This window comes from Rhizobium bangladeshense (assembly GCF_001662075.1).
GTDB classification, from domain to species: Bacteria; Pseudomonadota; Alphaproteobacteria; order Rhizobiales; family Rhizobiaceae; genus Rhizobium; species Rhizobium bangladeshense_B.
Genome location: NZ_LYPL01000001.1, coordinates 735,826 through 759,411 on the forward strand (window position 1 = coordinate 735,826; position 23,586 = coordinate 759,411).

A 23,586-nucleotide genomic window follows, 5' to 3' on the forward strand; every position below is an offset into this window, starting at 1 on the left:
GCCGCTCGAAATGCGGTTTCAGGCGGTCTTGTCTTTCGATAGACCGACACGAAGATCGGCCGCCTGGTATATGGTCTCGCCGTCTGCCTTCAGCCAGCCGTCGGCCGTGCCGAGCACGAGGCGGCCGCGCATGACGCGCTTGAAGTCGATGCCGTATTCGATGAGTTTCGTATGCGGCCGCACCATGCCCTTGAATTTCACTTCGCCTGTCGAAAGCGCCATGCCGCGGCCTTCTTCGCCGAGCCAGCCGAGGAAGAAGCCGGTCAGCTGCCACATGCCGTCGAGGCCGAGGCAGCCCGGCATGATCGGATTGCCTTCGAAATGGCAGGGAAAATACCAGTCGTCGGGACGCACGTCGTATTCGGCCCTGAGATAGCCCTTGTCGAAGGCCCCGCCGGTTTCGGAAATTTCCGTGATACGGTGAACCATCAGCATGGGCGGCAGCGGCAACTGCGCATTGCCGGGGCCGAACAGCTTGCCATGAGCGCAAGCGATGAGATCTTCATACGAGAAGCTGGACTGTCTGGTTGTCATAAAATTTATTTTTCCCCCCGCGTGAAGCCGATGGATGTGAACGTGTAGTCCAAGTTCTTCAGAAAATGAAGCACAAGCAAGGCAGCTTCATTCATCGCCCCGGACCAGGCTTACGCCATTATTTGGTGGTCGCATACAGGAAGGCCAGGGCCGCGACCAGACCTATTTGCGTCAAAAGCCCGTTTTTGCCGCCTTTATCAGGCTCTTGTCCCCATTGAACTATTGAAAGGATCCAGTGCAAAAGTTATACCGCTTTAAGAAACATGATTGCTTTATGCAGGAATAACCGGAGTTGGTTTTGATGACGGGTGCACTCCCGATCGCAATAGAGGTAAGGCTGCGTGGCGCAGGCTTGCGTCCCACCCGCCAGCGCGTCGCGCTCGGCGACCTCCTGTTTGCCAAGGGCGACCGGCATCTGACCGTCGAGGAACTGCATGAGGAGGCGGTTGCCGCCGGCGTGCCGGTGTCGCTCGCGACCGTCTACAACACGCTGCACCAGTTCACCGAGGCCGGCCTCATCCGCGTTCTCGCCGTGGAGAGCGCCAAGACTTATTTCGACACCAATGTGTCCGATCACCATCATTTCTTCGTCGAAGGCGAAAACGAGGTGCTCGACATTCCCGTCAGCAACCTGACGATCGCCAATCTGCCGGAGCCGCCCGAGGGTATGGAGATCGCCCATGTCGACGTGGTGATCCGCCTGCGGGCCAAGCGGGGCTGACGGCACCTTAGAACAGGATGATTTTAGGTCGGGCGGCCTAAAATCATCCTGTTCTAATTTAAATAGCTAGAGCATGATGTCGTCTGAAAACCGCTTACACTTTTCGGCATCATGCTCTGTCTTTACATGACATCGTCGGGATGCCGGCCGGGCTTGTGCTTGTAAATCGGAAAGGTCCACCCGAACCACAGCGCTCCGCCGCGAACGGCAAAGGCGGCTGCGACGCCACAGCCCGAGGCGAGATAAAGCGGCATCCCCAGCCCATTGGCGAGCGTGAACACGCCGGCGCCGACAAGGGCTGCCGTCACATAGATTTCCGGCCTGAGCAGCACCGAAGGCTCGTTTGCCATCAGATCGCGCAGGATGCCGCCGAAGGTTGCCGTCAACGTGCCGGTGACGATGGCGATGGTCGGCGAGCCGGTGGCGGCAAGTCCCTTGGCGGCGCCGAGCACGCAATAGGCGGCCAGACCGATCGCATCCAGCCAGATCAGCAGGCGATAGCGCGATTCCAGCAGGTGAGCGGTGAAGAAAACGATGACGCCCATGATGCAGCAGACGAGAATATAGCCGGGGTTCAGCACCCAGAAAACTGGCACGCGGCCGAGCACGATATCGCGCACGGTGCCGCCGCCGGTCCCCGTCACCATGGCGAAAAACAGAAAGCCGATCAGATCCAGCTGCTTGCGCGAGGCTGCGAGCGCGCCTGTCGCGGCAAACAGCGCAATGCCGGCATAATCGAGATAGACGAGCAAGGACATGCGGACCCCGGAGCCGGCGAACAGTTTCCGGAAAGAACCACGGCGGCAAGGGCGGCGCAAGGCGGGGCGGCCATAAAGCAAGCTGATAGAGCTTTATCCAAAGAGGAAAGCCCGTGAAACCGCTGGTGCTCGCCGTTCTGAATGTTCTCCTGCTGCTCGCCATGCCGGCTGCCGCCCTCGGCCAGCAATCGCTGATCTCCGACCCGGAGATCTACGAAAAGAAGCATTTCCAGGAGCAGTGCAAGACGGCCGAATTCGCCGACGGCTTCATCACCCGGCAGGACATCAACAATGACGGGCTGATCGACGCGGTGGTCAACGAAGGCCTGCTCACCTGCGACGGGCAGAAGGGGCCGCAATGCAATGACGACGGCTGCACCTATAATTTCTATCTGCAGGTCGCCGAAGGCGGCTATTTCATGATCGCGACGGCGCAGATCTATGGCTACGACTTCGTCCAGCGCTTCGGCAACATGGTGCTGGCGATGAAGATGCATCCGCGGTTCTGCGACCGCACCGAAGGTGACCCCTGCATCGTGACGGCACGCGTGCGCGGCACGAAATTCGTCACCATCTCGAAGAAGTGACTCAGCGGGGATAGAGCTCCGACGTCCGGCCGGCGAGGTAATAGCCGACCAGGCCGTACCATTCGCGGATCGCCGTCGCCATGTTCTGGGCATTGAGGTTCGGCTGGGTGAAATCCAGGCCCGGCCTCACCTGCCCGTCGGTGCGATAATCGGTCGGCCAGGGCACGATATCGATGCCGAGCTTGCGGAAGATGCCGACGGAACGTGGCATATGAAAACCTGAGGTGATCAGCAGGCAATGGGAAAGGCCCTGGCTTGCCAGGAATTCCTTGGTATTTACGGCGTTTTCGAAAGTGGTGCGCGATTGCCGCTCCTCGATCAGCCGCTCCCTGCCGATGCCGAACAGCGGGAAGAAGCGTTCGGACGCAGCCGCATCGCCTTCGTAGATGCCGGAGATGGAGCCGTCCCCGCCCGAGATCAGAATGCGCGACTGCGGAAATTTCTGCGCGAGCCGCAGGGCTTCGATGAAGCGGTCGGCGCCGCCGTTGAATTCGATGCCGTGGCGGGCCGTGTTCGCCTCGTTTTCGAAGGCGCCGCCGAGCACGATCATGCATTGCAGGTCCTCCGGATCATCGGCGGGTTTGGCGAAGCGCTGCTCGAGACCCTGCATCAGCAGGTTGCCGGTGGTGGTGTAGAGGGTGACGAAGAGGATGAGGGCCGAACCCGTTGCGCCGAGAATGCTTAAGGTCCGCCAGCGCAGAAGGCCGGCAAGCAGGGCAAAGAAGACGAGGAAGAATGCCAGCGACAATGGCTGAGCGAAAATCCAGACAAGCTTCGAAATGACGAACAAGACCTGCTCCTTGAGGATTGGCGGCGGTCCTTCCTATCCGATTCGAGGGTAACAGGAATGCGACGGTTCTAATTCGCGCGTGGGGCCGAGCGGTGCGGCGCAAGCTTCTGGTTGAAGCGCCGCTGAAGCGGCCGGGGAATGAACATGGCGGCAAGAGCCAGCGCCATGGCAAAGATGGCGACCAGCCACAAGGCATGGGCGCCCACCAGCCGCGTCAGCACCGCCCCGGCGATCGCGCCGAGCACCATGCCGGCCCAGGGCACGATCTGGATCGTCCATTCGACACGGCGATCACCGATGATCCAGCGGCCGATGCCGCGGCCGAAACGCGACAGCGCGCCTGTGACATAAGTCAGGCCGATCGGCAGGCCGTCGATATGTTCGACGGCGGCGTTCACCATGCCCATGGAACAGACGATCAGGTAGAATCTCGGAAGCATCATGCTTTGCGCGCTCACTATCGAGGCGAGCGCCAGGACGAGGCCGACGCAGCCGAGCACTACGAAAATCCGGCGCTGCGAGACATGGGCGATGACGATGCCGGCCGCGTTGCCGAGCACGAAGACGAGAATGGCCGAGATCAGCACCGCCGCGTGAAAAAGATTGCCCTCGCTCAAGGCAAGTGCGGCCCGCGTCGTGTTGCCCGTCATGAAGGAGACGAAATCGCCGGTCAGCAGCAGGCCGGTCGCATCGGTCATGCCGGCCAGAAACGAAATCGAGCCGACGAGGGCAAGCCCGGTCAGGGTGCGTCGGGTGCGGATGATACGGCGGCGTCTTGCTCTGGTCATTGCTCAAGGGTCCTGGGGCCGAATCGCTAAGATTTCGGCACAAGGATAATTCCGTTCATTGAGGAATTGGCAAACTGGATCGTGGGAATTTGGACTTGCACACCCTGGCGAACTTGTTCGACGGGCTGTGGGAGCGGCCTGCCCGAGTTGACGGGGTGGCTAGAGTCTTTTCTTTGCGAATGCTCTGCCGGAAGCCGACTTCAAGTACTTCTCAAAGGCAAAGGCCTGCGTTTCGTCGGAGAAGGCGAGATAGGTCTTCAAAGACCAAGGGACGTATTTCGAGGTGTGAGTTACCTCTCCGGCATTGTGTTTTGCCAAGCGCGACTTCAGGTCACCCGTCACGCCAACATAATAGCGATCCGTAGAGGTGATGCTCTGGAGAATGTAGACGTACTTCATAGAAGAATCACAGCCCGCCTACGTTGCTTCGCAACTTCGTCGCGGCAGCCTCCGCTTCCTTCTCGTCCTCGTCCCGTCAAGCCTTCCGGCTTGCCGAGCCGAAGCTCGAAGAGCGTAGGCTGGTGGAGCTAAGCGGGATCGAACCGCTGACCTCTTGCATGCCATGCAAGCGCTCTCCCAGCTGAGCTATAGCCCCATCAAAGGTGGTCCGGCGTGGCCGGTCCTGGGATACTCCGGAGGGCGTTGCCTCTGGGGTGGCGGCTTATTACTTCCGGTTTTCGGAGATAGCAAGCCTAAAAAATTCGGCCCGGAGAATTTTTTCCTCACCGGGCCGAAATGCGGTCGTCAGACTTCGTCTTCGTCGCCGGTCACGCCGATGATGTCGCTCATGTCGTCATCGTCATCGTCTTCGTCGGGCGTCAGGAAGGTATCGTCGTCGTCGTCGCCTTCGATTTCGACATCGTCGTCGCCGATATCGGGGATGTCGTCGCCGCCGGCGGCGTCATCGGCATCTTCCAGCGAGACCAGCTCGACTTCGGTGTTTTCGGTATCGACTTCCGCTACCTCGTCTTCTTCGGCGACGTCTGATATCGCCGAGGTTTCCTCGAAGAAGGACAGGGGGTAGGACTTGCCGGTATAAGGAGAAACGATCGGATCCCGGTTCAGATCGTAGAACTTCTTGCCGGTTTCCGGATCGGTGCGCTTGGTTCCAAGTTCCGCTTTCGCCACTATAAGCCTCGTGAGAATGGCCGAATCCGCGATTCGGCAAAATGCCGTTCAAGCCGGCGTTCCATCGGAATTTATAAGCCGGTCCCCTTAATCGCTGCGGCTTCGCATGTCAAAGCCAAACTTTATCATCGCAGTGCCGGGTATTTCCGGCGCCGGCGGATGCCCGGCCGGCTCCCCTCTCGCAACGAGGCGCGGGGGCTGCAGAAGCGGGCGGAGCCGGTCGCCGGAAAGGGCGGACTTGCGAAGGAAATGCTGCGCCTTTACAAAGCATTATGCCACGTGTGGCGCCGCGCCGAGGCCCGTAAGCGCCCTGCTCCAGGATTGATCCCATGACGACCAAGACTTTCACCATCGCCATCGACGGCCCGGCGGCGGCCGGCAAGGGCACGCTTTCGCGCCGCATCGCCGAGCAATATGGCTTCCACCATCTCGACACGGGCCTCACCTACCGCGCCACCGCCAAGGCGCTGCTCGACGCTGGCCTGCCGCTCGACGACGAGGCGGTGGCGGAAAAGATGGCGCGGGAAGTTGAACTTGGCGGGCTCGATCGCGATATGCTTTCTCAACACGAGATCGGCGAAGCCGCCTCGAAGATCGCCGTCATGCCGGCGGTGCGCCGGGCGCTGGTCGAGGCGCAGCGGCGGTTCTCGGAAAAAGCGCCGGGCACTGTGCTCGACGGGCGCGATATCGGCACGGTCGTCTGCCCGGATGCGCCGGTCAAGCTCTATGTGACGGCAACGCCACAGGTGCGCGCGAGACGCCGTTACGACGAGATTGTCGGCAAGGGTGCGACGGCGGATTTCGATGCGATTTTCGAGGACGTCAAGCGACGCGACGAACGCGACATGGGACGGGCCGACAGCCCTTTGAAACCAGCGGTCGATGCGCACTTGCTTGATACGTCGGAAATGAGTATAGAGGCCGCGTTTCAAGCTGCGCAATCGATCATCGATGCAGTCTTGAGCCGAAATGCCTAAATTCAAGCGATTTCGCGTGCTCAGAAGCACGCATATCGCTTTTATGCAGCCTGAAATTCCGTCCAAGCGCCGGATTGCCCTCGTGAGAGAGGGCGGACTGGGTTCAGGCCCGTTCAACGCAAACCAACCGGCGCGCACGTGTCCGATTCCATTTCGGGACACGCAGGAGATTTTATGTCAGTAGCTACCCCCTCCCGCGAGGATTTCGCGGCTCTTCTCGAAGAGTCCTTTGCCAAGAACGACCTGGCCGAAGGCTATGTCACCAAGGGCATCGTCACGGGCATCGAAAAGGACGTCGCCGTTGTCGACGTCGGCCTCAAGGTTGAAGGCCGCATTGCGCTCAAGGAATTCGGCGCACGCGCCAAGGACGGTTCGCTGAAGGTCGGCGACGAAGTCGAAGTCTATGTCGAGCGCATCGAAAACGCGCTTGGCGAAGCCGTTCTGTCGCGCGAGAAGGCTCGCCGCGAAGAAAGCTGGATCAAGCTCGAAGCCAAGTTCGAAGCCGGCGAGCGCGTCGAAGGCGTGATCTTCAACCAGGTCAAGGGCGGCTTCACCGTCGACCTCGACGGTGCGATCGCCTTCCTGCCGCGTTCGCAGGTCGACATTCGTCCGATCCGCGACGTCACGCCGCTGATGCACAACCCGCAGCCCTTCGAAATCCTCAAGATGGACAAGCGCCGCGGCAACATCGTCGTTTCGCGCCGTACGGTTCTCGAAGAATCCCGTGCCGAGCAGCGTTCTGAAATCGTTCAGAACCTCGAAGAAGGCCAGGTTGTCGACGGCGTCGTCAAGAACATCACCGATTACGGTGCGTTCGTCGACCTCGGCGGCATCGACGGCCTGTTGCACGTCACCGACATGGCATGGCGCCGTGTGAACCATCCGTCGGAAATCCTGAACATCGGCCAGCAGGTCAAGGTTCAGATCATCCGCATCAACCAGGAAACCCACCGCATCTCGCTCGGCATGAAGCAGCTCGAGTCCGATCCGTGGGATGGCATCCAGGCCAAGTATCCGGAAGGCAAGAAGATCTCCGGTACCGTCACGAACATCACCGACTACGGTGCGTTCGTCGAGCTGGAGCCGGGCATCGAAGGCCTGATCCATATCTCTGAGATGTCCTGGACCAAGAAGAACGTTCACCCCGGCAAGATCCTGTCGACCAGCCAGGAAGTCGAAGTCGTCGTTCTCGAAGTCGATCCGTCCAAGCGCCGTATTTCGCTCGGCCTCAAGCAGACGCTGGAAAACCCGTGGGCAGCATTCGCCCGCAGCCATCCGGCCGGCACTGAAGTCGAAGGCGAAGTCAAGAACAAGACCGAATTCGGCCTGTTCATCGGCCTCGACGGCGATGTCGACGGCATGGTGCACCTCTCCGACCTCGACTGGAATCGTCCGGGCGAACAGGTCATCGAGGAGTTCAACAAGGGTGACGTCGTCAAGGCCGTCGTTCTCGACGTCGACGTCGAGAAGGAACGCATCTCGCTCGGCATCAAGCAGCTCGGCAAGGATGCGGTCGGCGACGCCGCTGCATCGGGCGACCTGCGCAAGAACGCCGTCGTTTCCTGCGAAGTCATCGCGGTCAACGATGGCGGCGTCGAAGTGAAGCTCGTCAACCACGAGGACATCACTTCGTTCATCCGCCGTGCCGACCTCGCCCGCGACCGCGACGAACAGCGCCCCGAGCGCTTCTCGGTTGGCCAGGTCTTCGACGCCCGCGTCACCAACTTCTCCAAGAAGGACCGCAAGATCATGCTGTCCATCAAGGCTCTGGAGATTGCGGAAGAGAAGGAAGCCGTCGCTCAGTTCGGGTCTTCCGACTCGGGCGCTTCGCTCGGCGACATCCTGGGCGCAGCCCTGAAGAACCGCGGTGGCGAATAAGCCCCGCATCCTTCGCTAAAATCGAAGAACCCGCCGGAGCAATCCGGCGGGTTCTGCATTTTCAGGCAATGAACCGTATCATTCCCAGCCGACCATGCGCTGGTAGAGCTCGTAGACCGGGTCGGCGACCGCGCCGGCCCGCTGGGGCGCCGGATCAGCGTCGATCATTCGCGGCGTCCTTCGCGCGGGTGCGGCGTCGGTCGCTGCGGGATCGGGCTCGGCCTCCTCGCCTGACTGCGCCTGCTGATCTTCCTGCTGCTGATCCTCGGAAGCGTCGTCGCGCTGGTGCTGATGCTGGTGGTGCGTTTCCCCCGCCGTTTCGTTCGGCGGCATATCCTTGGCGAACTGATAAGGCAGCTGGGCATAGGCAAAACCATCCGGCATTCTTGCCGCAAGCGGCACATAGGAGGGTTCAACGGCTTCAGGGGCCGGCACTATTTGCGGCTGTGCGGCAATCTCCTTCGGCTGACGGTCAGCCGCCGCGGCAACCTTGCTCTCCGTCGGCGCGGGATGGAGTGCTGCGGTCTGGCGCAGGTCGGATGCCGGAATTTCCGCCGGCTGCCTCGCCAAAGTCTCGGCCGCATCGCTGATGACGGCGTCATCGAGGATGGCATCGATCTCCACTGCCGCCTCGACGAGACCATCCTCCAGTGCGGTGTCGACGTCCTGCTCGCGGATGATGGTGGCGATCATCTCGGAGGCCTCTTCGGTCATCGAGGCGACGATGCCCGTCCAGTTCCTGGGAATGACAGGATCGACCTGTTCCGAATTCGCGCGCGGCAGGACGGCAGGCGGCTCCGCCGTCCCCCTGCTATCGCCGGCCGCGGCTGTCTCCATGGATTGCCGGGCTTCGGTTTCGGGAGCGATCGGATTTTCCGGCGCGAGATCTTCTGACGTCGCCGGCGCGGAGCGGGCGTTGCCTTCAAGCTGCGGCGTTTTCGGCTCGGCTGCGTCCCCGACTTCGGCGGCGATCGTCTTCTCGTCCGTCATAAGCGCTTCGGCCCCGACATGGGCATCGGCCGGCGCGGGCGCCTGTTCTGCCGGCTGGCGCATGGCCGCAGGCAGGCTGCCCTCATGCAGCTGGATTTCAGGGCGGACATCGGCACGCATCGGCGAAGCGTCGTTCTGGCCATAGGAACGCACCACGGCGCGGGCGGCGAGATCGCGGTCCTTGTAGCGGACGATTTCGAGATAGGCGACGATCCGGGCGGCTTCCGGGCCTGTCGGATTTTTCAAGGCTTCGGCGATCATCCTGAGCGGCAGGCTATGGCCCTGTCCGGCAAGCTGGCGTTCGACCTCGTCGATCCGGGCGGCCGGCAGGCGCCGGATGGCATCGGCGAGCCGGGAGGCGAAGGCAAGATTGGTTTCGTCCTCGCTGCGATCCAGCGAGATGGCGCGGCCGGCCGCATCGAGGACATCGAAAAGGGCGTCGACCATGCGCTCACGCGCGGCCAGGAGCAGGATATTCAGCTTGCCGGCAATGGCGGAATTCAGGTCGGCAGCCTCGACGGCATTGACGGGCGCCGGAGCAATGACAGAACGGCCGAGGCCGCCGGCGACGATCGCCGCAGTCTGGCCTTGAGACGAAAAGCTTGCACTGGACGCTGCACGAACGGGAGTCAACATGGCATGCTCCTTTCGCAAAGTGACGATGAAAGCAGGCTCTATAAAAGGACCGTGCTCATCCGGCCCCCTTGCATCCCAGCAGATCCTCCTGTCCGCATGACGCAAGTCCGGCGTCATCGAATGCATAAAAATTAACAGGAATTTTAGTAAAGAGACCTTAACGAAATGCTAATAGTCGCCCGGAAGTGTGCAGCGGTTCCGGGACGACGACATGCCTAAAAACAAAGAGTGCGTCGCGATCTCTTCGATTCGCTTCGCGCCCTTCAGGCGTTCGCCATTACGGCCGCGGAGCCACGCACGGCGGGCGCCAGCGTTCACCGGGCGGTTCGTTCAGCTATGGGCGAAGATATCGGCCTCCTCCCAGCCGAGCAGGTCGAGCTTGGCGCGGGTCGGCAGGAATTCGAAGCAGGCGGTGGCATGGTCGAAGCGGCCGTCGCGGATCAGGCGGGCGGTCAACTTGTCGCGCAAAGCATGCAGGTAAAGCACGTCGGAAGCGGCATATTCGAGCTGGGCCGGAGACAGCGTTTCGGCCGCCCAGTCGGACGATTGCTGCGTCTTGGAGATGTCGATGTCGAGCATCTCCTTGAGATTGTCCTTCAAGCCATGACGATCGGTGTAGGTCCGGATCAGGCGCGAGGCGATCTTGGTGCAGAAGACCGGGGTCGTCGTTACGCCGAAGGTGTGGAAGAGCACGGCGATATCGAAGCGGCCATAATGAAAGATCTTCTGATGAGTGGGGTCTTCGAGCAGGGCGACCAGGTTGGGCGCCTCTTTCTGGCCGGCGGCGATACGGATAACGTCGGCGGTGCCGTCACCCGGCGAAAGCTGGACGACGCAGAGTCGATCGCGGCGCGGCACCAGGCCGAGCGTTTCGGTGTCGATCGCAACCGCGCCGGTGTAGCGGGCCGCATCGGCCGTGGAAATATCGCCTTCGTGGTAACGTATGGTGGCGGCCATGAGACTATCTTTCGTTCGAAACAGCCGCGCCTCTTTTCAGACGCGCAAAGGACGCTGTAGCGCTTTGAATTGCTGCATGATTTTATCCTTATATCGATTTTCGACCTAAGGAATTGCGTAGGTAGCGCTATAGCGCAAAGGCGCAAAGTGCGAAACCGCTTCTTCGCATCAGAATGTCGGCGGCGTGTTGATCCAGAGAAGCACGGTTTCGCCGTCGTGGCGGTTGCGCCAGGAATGGTAGCGGCGGCTTTCGAAATACAGCGAATCGCCCGGACCGAGTTCGAAGAACTGATCGCCGTCGAGCACCAGCTCGAGCCGGCCGGACAGGACATGCATGAATTCCTCGCCCTCGTGGCGATAGGCGCCCTCGCTGGCCGCACCCGGCGCCAGCACGAAACGATGGCAGTCCATCATCCTGCGGCCTTCGGCCAGCAGCTGCACGGTAACCCCGGGCGTCGTTTCCGGCCAGTTGCGCCATTCCCCGGCGCGCACCAGGACCGGCACCTCGCCGCTTTCCTCACCGGAAAGGCGGGAGACGGTGGTGCCGTAATATTCGGCGAGGTCGTGCAGCGTCTTGAAGCCGACGCCTTGCGAGGTACGCTCGAGCGTCGAGAGCGTCGAAGCGGTGATACCGTTATCGCCGGCCACCTGTTCCAGCGTCTTTCCGGCGGCATGGCGCAGGCTGCGCAGCCTGCGGCCGAGGCCGGAATCCTGGCTTGCTTCTCCCTCGGCCGAGGGATCTTCACCTTCCAGCGCCTCGCGGATGGCCGCGGGGTTGAGGCCGCGCTCGACCCGATACCAGGAGATGCGCTTCAGGCGCGCCACGTCGTCGGCGCTATATTGTCGATGACCGGTTTCGGAGCGGCCGGGAACCACCAGACCCTGGCTTTCCCAGAGACGCAGCGTCGAGGCGGAAACGCCCGCCAGCCGCGCGGCCTCCGCCACCTTGTAGCGCACAGGCCCGTTATCGTTCATCCCCACATCCCCGATTCTCGTCGCGCGAGCATTCATCAAAACGCGTGATGTTTGAAGCAAAAAATGGCTCTTGTTTTCTTGTAGGAAAAATGTAGGATTTTCTAGAATATCTTGCAGAACTTATGCAAGATAAATTCATTCCTCGCTACAGGAGCAGATCGATGACCGCGACAAGCCTTACGGACCGGAAGAACGCCGCGATTTCGCGCGGCGTCGGCATGACCACCCAGATCTATGCGGACCGGGCAGAGAATGCCGAAATCTGGGACAAGGAGGGTCGCCGTTACATCGATTTCGCTGCCGGCATCGCCGTGCTCAACACCGGCCACCGCCATCCCAAGGTCATCGCGGCGGTCAAAGACCAGCTCGACCGCTTCACCCATACCTGCCATCAGGTGGTGCCCTACGAAAGCTACGTGCGCCTTGCCGAACGGTTGAACGCGTTGCTGCCGGGTGCCTTCGAGAAGAAGACGATCTTCGTCACGACCGGCGCCGAGGCGGTTGAAAATGCTGTCAAGATCGCCCGTGCGGCAACCGGCCGCTCGGCCGTCATCGCCTTTGGTGGCGGCTTTCACGGCCGCACCTTCATGGGCATGGCGCTGACCGGCAAGGTGGTGCCTTACAAGGTCGGCTTCGGCGCCATGCCGGGCGATGTCTTCCACGTCCCCTTCCCGGTCGAACTGCATGGTGTTACCGCCGACCAGTCGCTTGCCGCGCTGAAGAAGCTCTTTGCCGCCGATGTCGATCCGCAGCGGGTCGCCGCCATCATCATCGAGCCGGTGCAGGGCGAAGGCGGCTTCTATTCCGCACCCGCAGCCTTCATGAAGGCGCTGCGCGAACACTGCGACCAGCATGGCATCCTGCTGATCGCCGACGAAGTGCAGACCGGTTTTGCCCGCACCGGCAGGATGTTCGCGATGGATCATCACGAGGTAGCGGCCGATCTGACGACAATGGCAAAGAGCCTTGCCGGCGGCTTTCCGCTCGCCGCCGTCACCGGCCGCGCCGAAATCATGGACGCACCGGGACCGGGCGGGCTCGGCGGGACATACGGCGGCAATCCGCTCGGCATCGCCGCCGCGCATGCCGTCCTCGATGTCATCGCCGAAGAGGATCTCTGCGACCGTGCGAATCTGCTCGGCGGCCGGCTGAAGCAGCGGCTGGAATCGCTGCGCGAGAGCGTGCCCGAAATTGCCGATATCCGTGGCCCTGGCTTCATGAACGCCGTCGAATTTAACGACCGGACGACCGGCTTGCCGAGCGCCGAATTCGCCAACCGGGTGCGGCTGATCGCACTCGACAAGGGCCTGATCCTGCTCACCTGCGGCGTCCACGGCAACGTCATCCGCTTCCTCGCGCCGATCACCATTGAGGACGAGGTTCTCGGCGAGGCGCTCGACATTCTCGAGGCCTCGATGCTGGAAGCGAGCGCGGCCAAGTAACCGAACCGGATTTCAATAGCTGCCGGCGACCGGCAGCCACTCCCAAAGGAGATGACATGGCTTTCACCACCGCCCTGACGAAGCACGTTCCCTTCTCTTCGCCGTTCCTGCGCGACGCCGGCTATATCAACGGCGTCTGGACATCGGGCAATGCCGCCAAGACCTTCGACGTGCTCAATCCGGCAACGGGCGAGCTGCTTGCCTCGCTACCCGATATGGGAGCCGGCGAGACGCGGGCGGCGATCGATGCGGCCCATGCCTCTCAGCCGGCCTGGGCTGCCCGCCCGGCCAAGGAGCGCAGCGCCACCTTGCGCAAATGGTTCGACCTGATGGTCGCCAATGCCGACGAACTCGCCGCGATCCTGACCGCCGAAATGGGTAAGCCGTTCCCGGAAGCGCGCGGCGAAATCCTGTATGCCGCGTCCTATGTCGAATGGTACGCCGAAGAGGCCAAGCGGATCTACGGCGAGACGATCCCAGCGCCGTCCCAAGACAAGCGCATGATCGTCATCAAGCAGCCGGTCGGCGTCGTCGGCACGATCACGCCGTGGAATTTCCCGGCGGCGATGATCGCCCGCAAAATCGCGCCGGCGCTGGCCGTCGGCTGCACGGTCGTGTCGAAGCCCGCCGAACAGACGCCGCTGACGGCGATCGCGCTCGCCGTGCTCGCCGAACAAGCCGGCATCCCCGCCGGCGTCTTCAATCTCATCGTCGGCATGGACGGACCGGCGATCGGCCGCGAGCTCTGCGGCAACGACAAGGTGCGCAAGATCAGCTTCACCGGCTCGACGGAAGTCGGCCGCATCCTGATGCGGCAATGCGCCGACCAGATCAAGAAGGTGAGCCTGGAACTCGGCGGCAACGCACCCTTCATCGTCTTCGACGATGCCGATCTCGATGCCGCGGTCGAGGGCGCGATCGCCTCTAAATACCGCAATGCCGGCCAGACCTGCGTCTGCGCCAACCGCCTCTACATCCAGTCGGGCATCTATGACGCCTTTGCGGCCAAGCTTGCCGCCAAGGTCGCCGCAATGTCGGTCGGCGACGGCTTCCAGGCGGGTGTCGAGATCGGGCCGCTGATCGACGAGCAGGGCCTTGCCAAGGTGGAAGATCATGTCGGCGACGCACTTGCCAAGGGCGCTAAGGTGCTGACCGGCGGCAAGCGCATCGATGGCGCCGGCACCTTCTTCGCCCCGACGGTGCTGACCAGGGTGGCGCGCGGCATGAAGGTGGCACGCGAAGAAACCTTCGGGCCGGTGGCGCCGCTCTTCCGCTTCGAGACGGCCGAGGATGTCATCGCTCAAGCCAATGATACGGAATTCGGCCTTGCCGCCTACTTCTATGCCGGCGACCTGAAGAAGGTCTGGCGGGTGGCGGAAGCGCTGGAATACGGCATGATCGGCATCAATACCGGCATCATGTCTTCCGAGACCGCGCCTTTCGGCGGTATCAAGCAATCCGGCCTCGGCCGCGAGGGTTCACGCCACGGCGCCGACGATTATCTCGAAATGAAATATCTCTGCATCGGCGGCGTCTGATCCGCCGGCCAGGAAAACCTGGCACGCGGTATCCCCCGCGTGCCGTCAATAATGCGGCGGGCGGGTGATACCAGGCGCTTCCAGCGACTGTTCCTCGAGCGACAGGAAGCGTTCGGTCAGCCGGTCGAGCTTGGTGCGCATCTGCTCGACGATCTTCCATTGTTCGGCAAGCTGATCGGACAGCTCCTCGATCGTCTTTGCCTGGTAGGCCAGCATTTCCTCCAGCCGGGTGATGCGGTTCGTCTCGTCGGACATCGATCCTCCTATGCCGAAAGCGGCAGTACAGATGGTTCTCCCAAAGCGGAAATAAGCCGCCGCGTCAATGCCTTCGAGCCCGCGTACAAAACGCACCATTTAGTTACTAAAAGACCTTGCCGCGCCTGATGTTGTGGGGTAGGCCCTTATCCATCAGGGAGGAATACTGATGGATGCAGGAAACGGCTTTCTTCATCCGGACCGGCTCTTTCCGGCCGACCCGGCAACACGGACCATTGCGCGAGACCTCTACGAGACGGTGCGCAATCTTCCGATCGTCAGCCCGCACGGGCATACCGAACCGTCCTGGTTCGCCGACGACAAGCCCTTCGAAGATGCGGCCTCGCTGCTCGTCATTCCCGATCACTATCTCTTCCGCATGCTGCACAGCGTCGGCGTTCCCTTGGACGCGCTCGGCGTGCCTCGGCTCGACGGCAAGCCGGTGGCTGCAGGCCGCGCGACCTGGCGGAGCTTTGCCAAGTATTACCATCTCTTCCGCGGAACGCCGTCGAGCCTCTGGGTCGACCACGCCATGTCGGCCGTACTCGGCTGCACCGAGCCGCTGACACCTGACAATGCCGATGCGCTCTACGACCACATCAATGCCCAGCTCGCCCTGCCGGAATTCCGGCCGCGGGCGCTGCATCAGCGATTCGGCATCGAAACGATCGCGACGACGGAGGGCGCGCTCGACCCGCTGGCCCATCACCAGAAGATGGCCGCGGACGGCTGGATCGGCAGAGTGCGCACCACCTACCGGCCGGATAGTGTCACCGATCCCGACGCTGTCGGTTTCCGCGACAATCTCGTCAAGTTCGGAGAGATCACCGGCACTGACGTGACGCGCTGGGACGGGCTGATCGAGGCGCATCGGCGCCGGCGCGCCTATTTCCGCCAGTACGGCGCCACCGCGACCGATCACGGCGTGCCGACCGCCTTCACTGCCGACCTGCCGCTTTCCGAAAAACAGGCACTGCTCGACAAGGCGCTGAAGGATCCGCTTTCTCCTCAGGATGCCGAGCTCTTCCGCGGCCAGATGATGACCGAGATGGCCGGGCTTTCGGCCGAAGACGGCATGGTGATGCAGATCCATGCCGGCTCGCGGCGCAATACCGACAGCGGGCTGTTTGCGACGCGTGGCCCGAATATGGGTGCCGATATTCCGACGCGAACGGATTGGGTCGGCGGCCTCAATGCGCTGCTTTCCAGATACGGCCATGCGCCGGGGCTGCGCGTGCTGCTCTTCACCCTCGACGAGACGACCTATGCGCGCGAGCTGGCGCCGATGGCCGGCCATTGGCCCTGCCTGATGATCGGCCCGCCCTGGTGGTTCCACGACAGCCCGCTCGGCATCCGGCGCTATCTAGACCAGGTCGTGGAAACGGCAGGTTTTGCCAATATGGCCGGCTTCAACGACGATACGCGGGCGCTGCTTTCGATCCCGGCGCGGCACGATGTCTGGCGCCGCGAAGTCTGCCGCTTCCTCGCCGGGCTTGTCGCCGAGCACCGGCTTTCCAAGCGGGACGCCGAAATCGTGGCAAGCGAACTTTCCTATGGCAATGCGAAGAAGGCCTACAAGCTGTGAGCGAACGACTGCAGACCCTATCCGGCCTCGCCCCGACGGCGAAGCTTCCCGCCTATGACCGCGGCCGGCTGAAAAGCGGCATTCTGCATCTGGGACCCGGCGCCTTCTTCCGCGCGCATTTCGCGCCGTTTACCGATGGCGCGCTCGCCGCCGCGGGCGGCGACTGGGGCATCGAGGTGGCAAGCCTGCGCACGCCCGATGTCGCCGACAATCTGAGTGCCCAGAACGGGCTCTATACGACGCTGATCCGCGATACCTCGGGCACGACGGCTGAGGTGATCGGCTCGATCCTGAAGGCGCATGTGGCGCCGCGCGATCCGGCCGGCCTGCTGGCGCGGCTCGAAGACCCTGCGATCCGTATCGTCAGCATGACGGTGACGGAAAAGGCCTATGGGTTCGATCCGGCAACCGGCGGCCTCGACCTCAAACATCCCGATATCGTCGCCGACCTCGCCAACCGGCATGCGCCGCGCGGCGTCATCGGCTATCTCGTCGAAGGCCTTGCACGCCGTCGGCAGAAGGGGATCGCCCCCTTTACGCCGCTCAGCTGCGACAACCTGCCGAGCAACGGCGCGGTCCTGAAACGACTGGTGCTCGAATTCACCTCCCGCATCGATGCCGATCTGCATCGCTGGATCGAAGCCAACGTGCCCTTCCCCTCGACGATGGTCGACCGGATCACGCCGGCCAGCACCGAGACGACCTATGCCGATGCCGAGCGGCTGACGGGTCGCACGGATATGGCGGCGATCGAGACGGAACCCTTTACCCAATGGGTGATCGAGGACCATTTCGCCAATGGACGCCCGGATTGGGAAAAGGTGCGCGGCGCGCTGATGGTCGAAGACGTCTCGGCCTATGAGAAGATGAAGCTCCGGATGCTGAACGGCGCCCATTCGCTGCTCGCCTATCTCGGTTATATCGGCGGCTATGAATTCATCCGCGACGTGATGGACGATGCCGCCCTGGCAGCTCTGGCCTATCGCCACATGCACGCGGCGGCGAGAACGCTCGATCCGGTCCCCGGCATCGATCTCGACGATTACGCCAAGGAATTGATAGCGCGCTTTGCAAACAAGGCGATCGCGCACCGCACCTATCAGATCGCCATGGACGGTACCCAGAAACTGCCGCAGCGGCTGCTGGAACCGGCATGCGAGGCGCTGGCGCACGGCGACAGGGCAGAGACCTATGCGATCGCCGTTGCGGCATGGATGCGCTATGCGATCGGGGAACGCGGCAATGGCGAGCGCTACGAGCTGCGCGATCCCCGGGCCGCGGAGATCGCCGCTCTCATCGCCGATGTCCCGCGCACGGGCCTTGCGCTTTCGGCGGCTCTCTTCACCCTGCCCGGACTGTTCCCGACCGCTCTGACCGGAAACCGGGCTTGGACGCAGGATGTCTCGGACAAGCTGGAGATTCTGATCCAGGACGACCGGCTGCCGCTGTTTTGAGCTGGGCACATCGGTTGGACACCGGGCGACCGATCGCAGATCCTGAGAAGAAGATGCGGGTGGATCGGTCCGCTGCATCAACTCTTGGGCATGCCCTCCGGCCTTAGATGCTTTTTCAAGGCGGCTATCCGGAAGATCGCGTTGGCGGCGCCATAACCCTTATATCCTCGGCGTTCGACAATCTCGAAGAAGAAGCCTTCGCCGAATGTCGGGCTGTAGAGCTGGAAATATTCGCCGAACTCGTCCCGGTCGTACAGAATATTTTCTGCCCTCAACCGGTCGCTCAACGCCGCTTCCAGACCGAACCTCGCCTCGGCGTCATCGTAGTAATTGGGGGAAATAGCCAGCGGCTTGAAGCCGTTCTGCCGCAAGCTGGCCGCGGTCGCGAAAATATCATCGGTGTGGAAAGCCAGATGCTGCACGCCCGAGCCGAATGTCTCGGCAATGAAGTGCCCCGCGAGCGTGCGCCGGTTCTCTGCTCCGTTTAGGGTGATCCGCAGCGAGCCGGACGCATTTTCCAGCACTTGGCTGCGCACCACGCCAGCGGGATCGATGATGTCGAACACGGGCGTCTTCTGCGCTTCGAAGATCGAGGCGTAGAACAGCAGCCAAGTGGGCATTTCGTCGTAGGCGACCGTCTGGGCTATATGGTCGACATGCAAGAGATGAGCGGGAGCAATCTGCGCCTCGTCTTCGACCGGCAGGAAGTCGATCTCCGAAAAGCGGCCGAGATCACCCTTGTCGTCAATCAGGTAAATCAGCCCACCGCCTACACCCCGGATTGCCGGAATTTTGACCTCGCCGACGCCGACGGCTTGGCTGAAAGGCTCGGCATCGAGCGCCATGGCTCTCTCGAAAGCTTTGCCGGCATCGTCGACCATCAGCGCTATGGCATAGGCCGTCGTCCCGTGCACGGCGAAGGACGCACCGGCAAAGCCCGCGCTATCGGCATTGACGATAAGACGGATGTTTCCCTGGCGGTAGAGCGTGACATTTTTTGTTCGATGAACGGCCTCTTTCCGGAAGCCCAGGGTCCGCAGGATGCCGACGAGTTCCGCCGCTTCCTCTTCGTCGGCGGAGAACTCCACGAAGCCTATTCCTTTAACGATCGATCGATCGGGCATCGCCTTGGCCGAAAAGCTCCGAGTATTCGGCATACGCCGCACCTGATCGCCCAGATAAATCAGCGAGCGGTGGCCATCGGCGGCAATCAGACGGGGCGACCCTCCGCGGAACTGATCGTTGAATATTTCGAGCGAGAAATAACCATCATAGCCGGTCTCGGCGACGGCAGCGGCAAAAGCCGCTACCGGAAGGTCACCTTCACCCGGCATGTTTCGGAAATGCCGGCTCCAGTAGAGAAGGTCCATGTCGATCAGCGGAGCATCGGCAAGCTGGACGATAAGGATCTTGTCTTTCGGGATCGAACGGATGGAGTTAATGTCGATCTTTCGTGACAGGGTATGGAAACTGTCGAGGATCAGACCGACATTCGGATGATCGGCCCTGCGCACGATTTCCCATGCATCCCGATGGTCATTGATATGCCGCCCCCAGGCGAGCGCCTCATAACCGATCTTCAAGCCGCGCTTGGCAGCCCGCTCACCGAGCGCGTGAAAATCTGCCGCCGCCCGATCAATGCCGCCGAGCGAGGCGGACGAGGCATTCGAGCAAACCAGGATGAGCTCTGTGCCCAGTTCCTGCATCACATCGAACTTTCGTTCGGCGCGATCAAACGCGCGACTGCGCAACGGTTCGGGCATGCCCTCAAAATCGCGGAATGGTTGGAACAGCGTGATTTCAAGCCCGCGGTCGCGCACCATCCTGCCGACATCCGCCGGCCTGCCGTCGAAAGCCAGAAAATCATTCTCGAAGATTTCCACGCCATCGAAGCTCGCTTTGGCGATCGCATCCAGCTTCTCGGGGAGCTCTCCGCTGATCGATACCGTGGCAATCGAAGTTTTCATCGGTTAGCTCCTGGCCTTGCCTATACGGCGGTGAGAAATTCAGCCCTGCCTCTAAGGCCGGGTTCGAGCGCCAGCATCCGGGCGGCGAATGGCTCACCTCGCCTCTCTACCGGCAAAAGATGGCTCGCTGTCGCTCTCCCGAAGGGCACCAATTTAAAACTTGCCTGCCAAACGCAATTCGAGCGAACCGTAGCGCCGTGCTGCGACTTGATGCGCCGCCCTGCCAGACCGGGGATTCTCCCAGTCTTGGCAGGGGCGCAGTCGAGCGCGTCAATGCGCATGCTCGGCCTCGATATGGCCGCCGAGGAAGAGCTGCCCGACGCGCGGATCGGAAAGCAAAGCCGAAGCCTTGTCGTGCATACGCGTCTGACCGAGCTCGAGTACGAGGCCGTAATCGGACATGGCGAGCGCGGCCTTCGCGTTCTGCTCCACCATCAGGATGGTGACGCCTTGGTCGCGCAGCCTGATCAGGGTCTGAAAAACTTCCTGCACGAGATTGGGCGACAGGCCGATCGAGGGCTCGTCGATCAGGATCAGCTTCGGGTCAAGCAGCAGGGCGCGCGCCACCTCCAGCTGCTTCTGTTGCCCGCCCGACAGTTCGATCGCCTTGCGGTCGGAGAATTTACGCAGCATCGGGAACTGGTCCATCACCATGTCGATCCGCCTGCGCACATTCGGCTGGTCGCTTGCGGTGATGCCGCCGAGTTCCAGATTATGAAAAACGGAGAGTTGCGGAACGACGTTGCGGCCTTGCGGAACATAGGTGACGCCATGCCCGATCATCTGCCGCGGTGTTTGCCGGGTCACATCCTGGCCATCGAGCAAGATTTGACCGGACTGGATGTTCAGCAGGCCGAAGATGGCTTTGAAGACGGTCGACTTGCCGGCGCCATTCGGCCCGATGACGGTGGTGATCGAAGCTTTCGGGATCGAAAAGGACACGCCGTTCAAGATGGTGATCTTGCCATAACCGCCTTGGATTTTTTTGAGCTCGAGCATTGTCAACCTCCAAGATAGGCGTCGATGACGGTCTGGTTCGAGCGGATTTGGTCCGGTGTGCCTTCCGCAATGATGTTGCCTTCCGCCAGAACAATGATGCGGGAGCACAGGCTCATCACGAACTCCATGTTGTGTTCGATAACGACGAACGTCGTGCCGTGCTCGGCATTGTAGGCGACAAGCCGGTCCTTGAGGTTGGCGAGCATCGTCAGGTTGACGCCGCCCGCCGGCTCGTCGAGCAGAACGAGACTCGGGCCGGCCATGAAGGCCATCGCCGCATCGACCAGCTTTTGCTGGCCGTAAGAGAGCGAACCCGCCAGCGTGTCGCGCAGGTGCCCTAGGCGAAAGAAGGTGATCATGCGCTCCGCTTCGGCCGTCAAACCGGCGTCGCCGGGGCCGAAGAGACGTGCCAGCATCGTGCCGTGATGCTCCTGCCCGGCAAGAATGATGTTGTCGAGCACGGACATTTTCGGAAAAACCGAAAGCTGCTGAAAGGTTCGCCCGACACCGAGCTTGTTCAGATCGGAGGCGCGCATGCCGGAGACGTTTTTGCCGTTGACCGTCACTTCGCCGGCATCCGGAGTCAATTGACCGAGGATGCAGTTGAAGAGCGTCGATTTGCCTGACCCGTTGGGGCCGATCAGGCCGAGGATCTCGCCTTTGTTGACCTCGAAGGAAACACCATCGACGGCACGGATTCCGCCGAAGCTCTTGCCAATATTGCGAACGGAGAGGATGGGCGTGTTCATTTCAGGCTGGCTCCTTCCGCCATGTCTGCGCGGACCTGTTGCTTCGGCCAGAATTTGTCACGGATCCTGGCGCCGACACCAATCAGCCCCGACGGCACGAAGATCAGCATGACAATGACCAGCGCCGAATAGATGATGAGATAATATCCTTCGGTGAAGCGCAGGACCTCTGGCAGCAGAATGACGACGCCGGCTCCGACCCACGGGCCGAAGAAGTACCCCGCGCCACCGACGATCACCATCAGCAGGATGCGAAGGGAATGGGCGAGCGCGAAGGATCCAGGCTCGATGAATTGGACGAGAGGCGTGATCAAGGTGCCGGCAAGTCCGCCATATGTCGAGCCGATGGCAAAGGCGAGAAGGGTTATGCGCCGCGTATCGACGCCGAGACTTTCGGCGCGGACCGGGTTTTCACGCAGAGCCTTGAAGGCGCGGCCCCAAGGCGAACGGACGATCCCCCACATCGCAAGCGCCGCAAATGCCGTCACGGCAAGCGTGAAATAATAGAAAGGCAATTGCTTCATCGTCGAGAACAGGCCGAAGTCGGGACGCGGCATGCCGACGAGGCCGATGCTTCCGCCGGTCAGCCAATCTTCGTTTCTCAGCACGAGAAAGACGAGCGTGTTGAAGGCCAAGGTCACAAAGGCGAGGAAGTGGCCTTTGACACGCAGCGCCGGATAGCCGAGGAGCAGGCCGACGACGAAGCAGGCAAGCAGCGCCAGGGGCATGGCCACAATCCAATGCCAGCCTGCGAGCGTCAACAGCGCGGTAATATAGGCGCCGATCGCCATGAACGAGGCCTGCGCCAGCGATATCTGGCCGGCATAGCCCAGCGTCAGGTTCAGTCCCATGGCGGCGATCGTAAAGATCAACCAGGAGGTCAGCACGTAGACTATGTAGTTCTTTTGACCGATGGGGGCGGCGACAGCGAGCGCGAGCAGCCCGAGAATGACCAGAATACGTATGGTGGAACTCTTCGCCATCAGACGGTCCTCCCTTCGGACGTTCCCATGATGCCCTGCGGCCTGACGAGGATGATGACGATCAAGAGCACCAGGGGAAGCGCCGCGCGATACTGGGCCGTGACGTAGGCAGCAGTCAGGTTGTCGAGAACACCGATCAGCAGGCCGCCGACCAATGCGCCGCGGATCTGGTTGAAACCGCCGACGATTGCCGCGATGAAAGCGATCAAGCCGAGTGTTTCGCCGTTGGAGAACTTGGCGAGATAAACGGGCGTGATCAGATAGGATGCAAGGGCGGCAAGCGCTGCGTTGATCAGGAACGTGTAGAGGATCATCCGCTTGACGTTGACGCCGAGGATTTCCGCGACTGCCGGATTTTGCGCGGTGGCCTGCATGCAGCGCCCGGTGCGGGTGCGGTTCAGGAACAAGGTCAGCAGCACCACTATGCCGAGGCAAAGCACGAGATTGAGGATGTCCTGCAGCGAAAGGACAGCGCCAAAAACGTCGATCGGATCATTCGGAAACATCGCCGGGAAAGGCTGAGCTTCGGCCGAATAGAATTCCTTGACGCTCTCCTTCAGGAGAATTCCGAGCGCCATGGTCGCGATGATCAAAGTGATCCCGCCATGGGGAAGGATCGGCTCGACCATGAGCTTCTTGAAGAGGACGCCAAGAATGACGACCGACAGTATGAGCCCGGCCAGCAGCGCAGCCCAGAAGGGCATGCCGAGAATGCTCATGCAGGCAAGCACGAAAAATGCCGGCAGCATGACGAACTCGCCCTGAGCAAAATTCACCGTCTGCGCCGCCTGCCAGACGAGGGTGAAACCGATGGCGACGAGCGCGTAGATGGAACCGGTCGCCAGACCGGACAGTAGGACCTGTAGGAATTGAGACATTGTGCCACTCTCTCGAT

General features: G+C 61.7%; 23 protein-coding genes and 1 tRNA gene. 8 read left to right on the forward strand and 16 right to left on the reverse strand.

Annotation, left to right across the window (positions count from 1 at the left end):
- Positions 1-18 precede the first annotated feature (18 nt).
- A complete protein-coding gene (gene fabA / locus A7X77_RS03590; RefSeq protein WP_064681606.1) occupies positions 19-534 on the reverse strand; it encodes a 3-hydroxyacyl-[acyl-carrier-protein] dehydratase FabA in 516 nt (171 codons plus the stop codon).
- A 301-nt stretch (positions 535-835) separates the two neighbouring features.
- On the opposite strand from fabA, the gene irrA reads away from it, so the two are divergent.
- Entirely contained in the window at positions 836-1,255 is a 420-nt protein-coding gene (gene irrA / locus A7X77_RS03595) for an iron response transcriptional regulator IrrA (RefSeq protein WP_038692124.1), read from the forward strand.
- Positions 1,256-1,377: 122 nt separating this feature from the next.
- Here the strand turns inward: irrA and A7X77_RS03600 are convergent, their stop codons facing one another.
- A complete protein-coding gene (locus tag A7X77_RS03600) occupies positions 1,378-2,013 on the reverse strand; it encodes a trimeric intracellular cation channel family protein (protein ID WP_064681607.1) in 636 nt (211 codons plus the stop codon).
- Between the two features lie 113 nt (positions 2,014-2,126).
- Between A7X77_RS03600 and A7X77_RS03605 the strand changes: the two genes are divergently transcribed.
- Complete coding sequence (locus A7X77_RS03605) at positions 2,127-2,600, forward strand: hypothetical protein (protein WP_064681608.1); 474 nt, start codon at positions 2,127-2,129, stop codon at positions 2,598-2,600.
- Between the two features lies 1 nt (position 2,601).
- Here the strand turns inward: A7X77_RS03605 and A7X77_RS03610 are convergent, their stop codons facing one another.
- The 5 genes from A7X77_RS03610 to A7X77_RS03630 form a co-directional block, all read right to left on the reverse strand.
- Entirely contained in the window at positions 2,602-3,390 is a 789-nt protein-coding gene (locus A7X77_RS03610; protein WP_064681609.1) for a YdcF family protein, read from the reverse strand.
- 68 nt (positions 3,391-3,458) lie between these two features.
- Positions 3,459-4,178, reverse strand: coding sequence for a YoaK family protein (locus A7X77_RS03615; protein WP_064681610.1), 720 nt, complete (start codon positions 4,176-4,178; stop codon positions 3,459-3,461).
- A 159-nt stretch (positions 4,179-4,337) separates the two neighbouring features.
- Positions 4,338-4,577, reverse strand: coding sequence for a GIY-YIG nuclease family protein (locus tag A7X77_RS03620; RefSeq protein ID WP_064681611.1), 240 nt, complete (start codon positions 4,575-4,577; stop codon positions 4,338-4,340).
- Positions 4,578-4,697: 120 nt separating this feature from the next.
- Positions 4,698-4,773 (reverse strand) — tRNA-Ala (locus A7X77_RS03625).
- 149 nt (positions 4,774-4,922) lie between these two features.
- A complete protein-coding gene (locus A7X77_RS03630) occupies positions 4,923-5,306 on the reverse strand; it encodes a TIGR02300 family protein (RefSeq protein ID WP_064681612.1) in 384 nt (127 codons plus the stop codon).
- Between the two features lie 329 nt (positions 5,307-5,635).
- Here A7X77_RS03630 and cmk point away from each other — a divergent pair, with 329 nt between their 5' ends.
- Together cmk and rpsA are read left to right on the forward strand one after the other, a co-directional pair.
- Entirely contained in the window at positions 5,636-6,283 is a 648-nt protein-coding gene (gene cmk, locus A7X77_RS03635) for a (d)CMP kinase (RefSeq protein WP_064681613.1), read from the forward strand.
- Between the two features lie 174 nt (positions 6,284-6,457).
- Positions 6,458-8,161, forward strand: a complete 1,704-nt coding sequence (rpsA, locus tag A7X77_RS03640) for a 30S ribosomal protein S1 (protein ID WP_064681614.1) — start codon at positions 6,458-6,460, stop codon at positions 8,159-8,161.
- A 78-nt stretch (positions 8,162-8,239) separates the two neighbouring features.
- On the opposite strand, the gene A7X77_RS03645 is transcribed toward rpsA, so the two are convergent.
- From A7X77_RS03645 to A7X77_RS03655, 3 genes are all read right to left on the reverse strand, one after another.
- Positions 8,240-9,787: a hypothetical protein gene (locus tag A7X77_RS03645; protein ID WP_064681615.1), complete on the reverse strand. Its 1,548-nt coding sequence runs from the start codon at positions 9,785-9,787 to the stop codon at positions 8,240-8,242.
- 330 nt (positions 9,788-10,117) lie between these two features.
- A complete protein-coding gene (locus A7X77_RS03650; RefSeq protein ID WP_010027227.1) occupies positions 10,118-10,744 on the reverse strand; it encodes a ribonuclease D in 627 nt (208 codons plus the stop codon).
- A 168-nt stretch (positions 10,745-10,912) separates the two neighbouring features.
- Complete coding sequence (locus tag A7X77_RS03655; RefSeq protein ID WP_064681616.1) at positions 10,913-11,719, reverse strand: MerR family transcriptional regulator; 807 nt, start codon at positions 11,717-11,719, stop codon at positions 10,913-10,915.
- A gap of 161 nt (positions 11,720-11,880) precedes the next feature.
- On the opposite strand from A7X77_RS03655, the gene A7X77_RS03660 reads away from it, so the two are divergent.
- Both A7X77_RS03660 and A7X77_RS03665 read left to right on the forward strand, forming a co-directional pair.
- The gene (locus A7X77_RS03660) at positions 11,881-13,161 is read left to right on the forward strand and encodes a 4-aminobutyrate--2-oxoglutarate transaminase (RefSeq protein WP_064681617.1); all 1,281 of its coding nucleotides are present in this window, start codon (positions 11,881-11,883) and stop codon (positions 13,159-13,161) included.
- A 56-nt stretch (positions 13,162-13,217) separates the two neighbouring features.
- On the forward strand, positions 13,218-14,699 hold the full coding sequence (locus A7X77_RS03665) for an NAD-dependent succinate-semialdehyde dehydrogenase (protein WP_064681618.1): 1,482 nt from the start codon (positions 13,218-13,220) through the stop codon (positions 14,697-14,699).
- A 45-nt stretch (positions 14,700-14,744) separates the two neighbouring features.
- Here the strand turns inward: A7X77_RS03665 and A7X77_RS03670 are convergent, their stop codons facing one another.
- Positions 14,745-14,954: a SlyX family protein gene (locus tag A7X77_RS03670; RefSeq protein ID WP_064681619.1), complete on the reverse strand. Its 210-nt coding sequence runs from the start codon at positions 14,952-14,954 to the stop codon at positions 14,745-14,747.
- Between the two features lie 169 nt (positions 14,955-15,123).
- Between A7X77_RS03670 and uxaC the strand changes: the two genes are divergently transcribed.
- Together uxaC and A7X77_RS03680 are read left to right on the forward strand one after the other, a co-directional pair.
- On the forward strand, positions 15,124-16,539 hold the full coding sequence (gene uxaC, locus A7X77_RS03675) for a glucuronate isomerase (RefSeq protein ID WP_064681620.1): 1,416 nt from the start codon (positions 15,124-15,126) through the stop codon (positions 16,537-16,539).
- Positions 16,536-17,993: a mannitol dehydrogenase family protein gene (locus tag A7X77_RS03680; protein ID WP_064681621.1), complete on the forward strand. Its 1,458-nt coding sequence runs from the start codon at positions 16,536-16,538 to the stop codon at positions 17,991-17,993. The genes uxaC and A7X77_RS03680 overlap by 4 nt, the downstream gene beginning before the upstream one ends.
- A gap of 77 nt (positions 17,994-18,070) precedes the next feature.
- On the opposite strand, the gene A7X77_RS03685 is transcribed toward A7X77_RS03680, so the two are convergent.
- The 5 genes from A7X77_RS03685 to A7X77_RS03705 form a co-directional block, all read right to left on the reverse strand.
- A complete protein-coding gene (locus A7X77_RS03685) occupies positions 18,071-19,960 on the reverse strand; it encodes a bifunctional sugar phosphate isomerase/epimerase/4-hydroxyphenylpyruvate dioxygenase family protein (protein ID WP_064681622.1) in 1,890 nt (629 codons plus the stop codon).
- 270 nt (positions 19,961-20,230) lie between these two features.
- Positions 20,231-20,959 carry an ABC transporter ATP-binding protein gene (locus A7X77_RS03690; RefSeq protein ID WP_064681623.1) on the reverse strand — a complete coding sequence of 243 codons (729 nt, stop codon included), beginning with the start codon at positions 20,957-20,959 and terminating at the stop codon, positions 20,231-20,233.
- Between the two features lie 2 nt (positions 20,960-20,961).
- Positions 20,962-21,708, reverse strand: coding sequence for an ABC transporter ATP-binding protein (locus A7X77_RS03695; protein WP_064681624.1), 747 nt, complete (start codon positions 21,706-21,708; stop codon positions 20,962-20,964).
- Complete coding sequence (locus A7X77_RS03700) at positions 21,705-22,691, reverse strand: branched-chain amino acid ABC transporter permease (RefSeq protein ID WP_064681625.1); 987 nt, start codon at positions 22,689-22,691, stop codon at positions 21,705-21,707. Before A7X77_RS03700 ends, A7X77_RS03695 begins: the two co-directional genes overlap by 4 nt.
- Positions 22,691-23,569, reverse strand: a complete 879-nt coding sequence (locus A7X77_RS03705; protein WP_064681626.1) for a branched-chain amino acid ABC transporter permease — start codon at positions 23,567-23,569, stop codon at positions 22,691-22,693. The genes A7X77_RS03700 and A7X77_RS03705 overlap by 1 nt, the downstream gene beginning before the upstream one ends.
- Positions 23,570-23,586 lie beyond the last annotated feature (17 nt).

Coding starts and splice junctions, on each gene's coding strand:
- fabA (WP_064681606.1), bottom strand. CDS start 534: ATGACAACCAGACAGTCCAGCTTCTCGTATGAAGATCTCATCGCTTGC.
- irrA (WP_038692124.1), top strand. CDS start 836: ATGACGGGTGCACTCCCGATCGCAATAGAGGTAAGGCTGCGTGGCGCA.
- A7X77_RS03600 (WP_064681607.1), bottom strand. CDS start 2,013: ATGTCCTTGCTCGTCTATCTCGATTATGCCGGCATTGCGCTGTTTGCC.
- A7X77_RS03615 (WP_064681610.1), bottom strand. CDS start 4,178: ATGACCAGAGCAAGACGCCGCCGTATCATCCGCACCCGACGCACCCTG.
- A7X77_RS03620 (WP_064681611.1), bottom strand. CDS start 4,577: ATGAAGTACGTCTACATTCTCCAGAGCATCACCTCTACGGATCGCTAT.
- cmk (WP_064681613.1), top strand. CDS start 5,636: ATGACGACCAAGACTTTCACCATCGCCATCGACGGCCCGGCGGCGGCC.
- rpsA (WP_064681614.1), top strand. CDS start 6,458: ATGTCAGTAGCTACCCCCTCCCGCGAGGATTTCGCGGCTCTTCTCGAA.
- A7X77_RS03645 (WP_064681615.1), bottom strand. CDS start 9,787: ATGTTGACTCCCGTTCGTGCAGCGTCCAGTGCAAGCTTTTCGTCTCAA.
- A7X77_RS03650 (WP_010027227.1), bottom strand. CDS start 10,744: ATGGCCGCCACCATACGTTACCACGAAGGCGATATTTCCACGGCCGAT.
- A7X77_RS03655 (WP_064681616.1), bottom strand. CDS start 11,719: ATGAACGATAACGGGCCTGTGCGCTACAAGGTGGCGGAGGCCGCGCGG.
- A7X77_RS03660 (WP_064681617.1), top strand. CDS start 11,881: ATGACCGCGACAAGCCTTACGGACCGGAAGAACGCCGCGATTTCGCGC.
- A7X77_RS03665 (WP_064681618.1), top strand. CDS start 13,218: ATGGCTTTCACCACCGCCCTGACGAAGCACGTTCCCTTCTCTTCGCCG.
- A7X77_RS03670 (WP_064681619.1), bottom strand. CDS start 14,954: ATGTCCGACGAGACGAACCGCATCACCCGGCTGGAGGAAATGCTGGCC.
- uxaC (WP_064681620.1), top strand. CDS start 15,124: ATGGATGCAGGAAACGGCTTTCTTCATCCGGACCGGCTCTTTCCGGCC.
- A7X77_RS03685 (WP_064681622.1), bottom strand. CDS start 19,960: ATGAAAACTTCGATTGCCACGGTATCGATCAGCGGAGAGCTCCCCGAG.
- A7X77_RS03690 (WP_064681623.1), bottom strand. CDS start 20,959: ATGCTCGAGCTCAAAAAAATCCAAGGCGGTTATGGCAAGATCACCATC.
- A7X77_RS03695 (WP_064681624.1), bottom strand. CDS start 21,708: ATGAACACGCCCATCCTCTCCGTTCGCAATATTGGCAAGAGCTTCGGC.
- A7X77_RS03700 (WP_064681625.1), bottom strand. CDS start 22,691: ATGGCGAAGAGTTCCACCATACGTATTCTGGTCATTCTCGGGCTGCTC.
- A7X77_RS03705 (WP_064681626.1), bottom strand. CDS start 23,569: ATGTCTCAATTCCTACAGGTCCTACTGTCCGGTCTGGCGACCGGTTCC.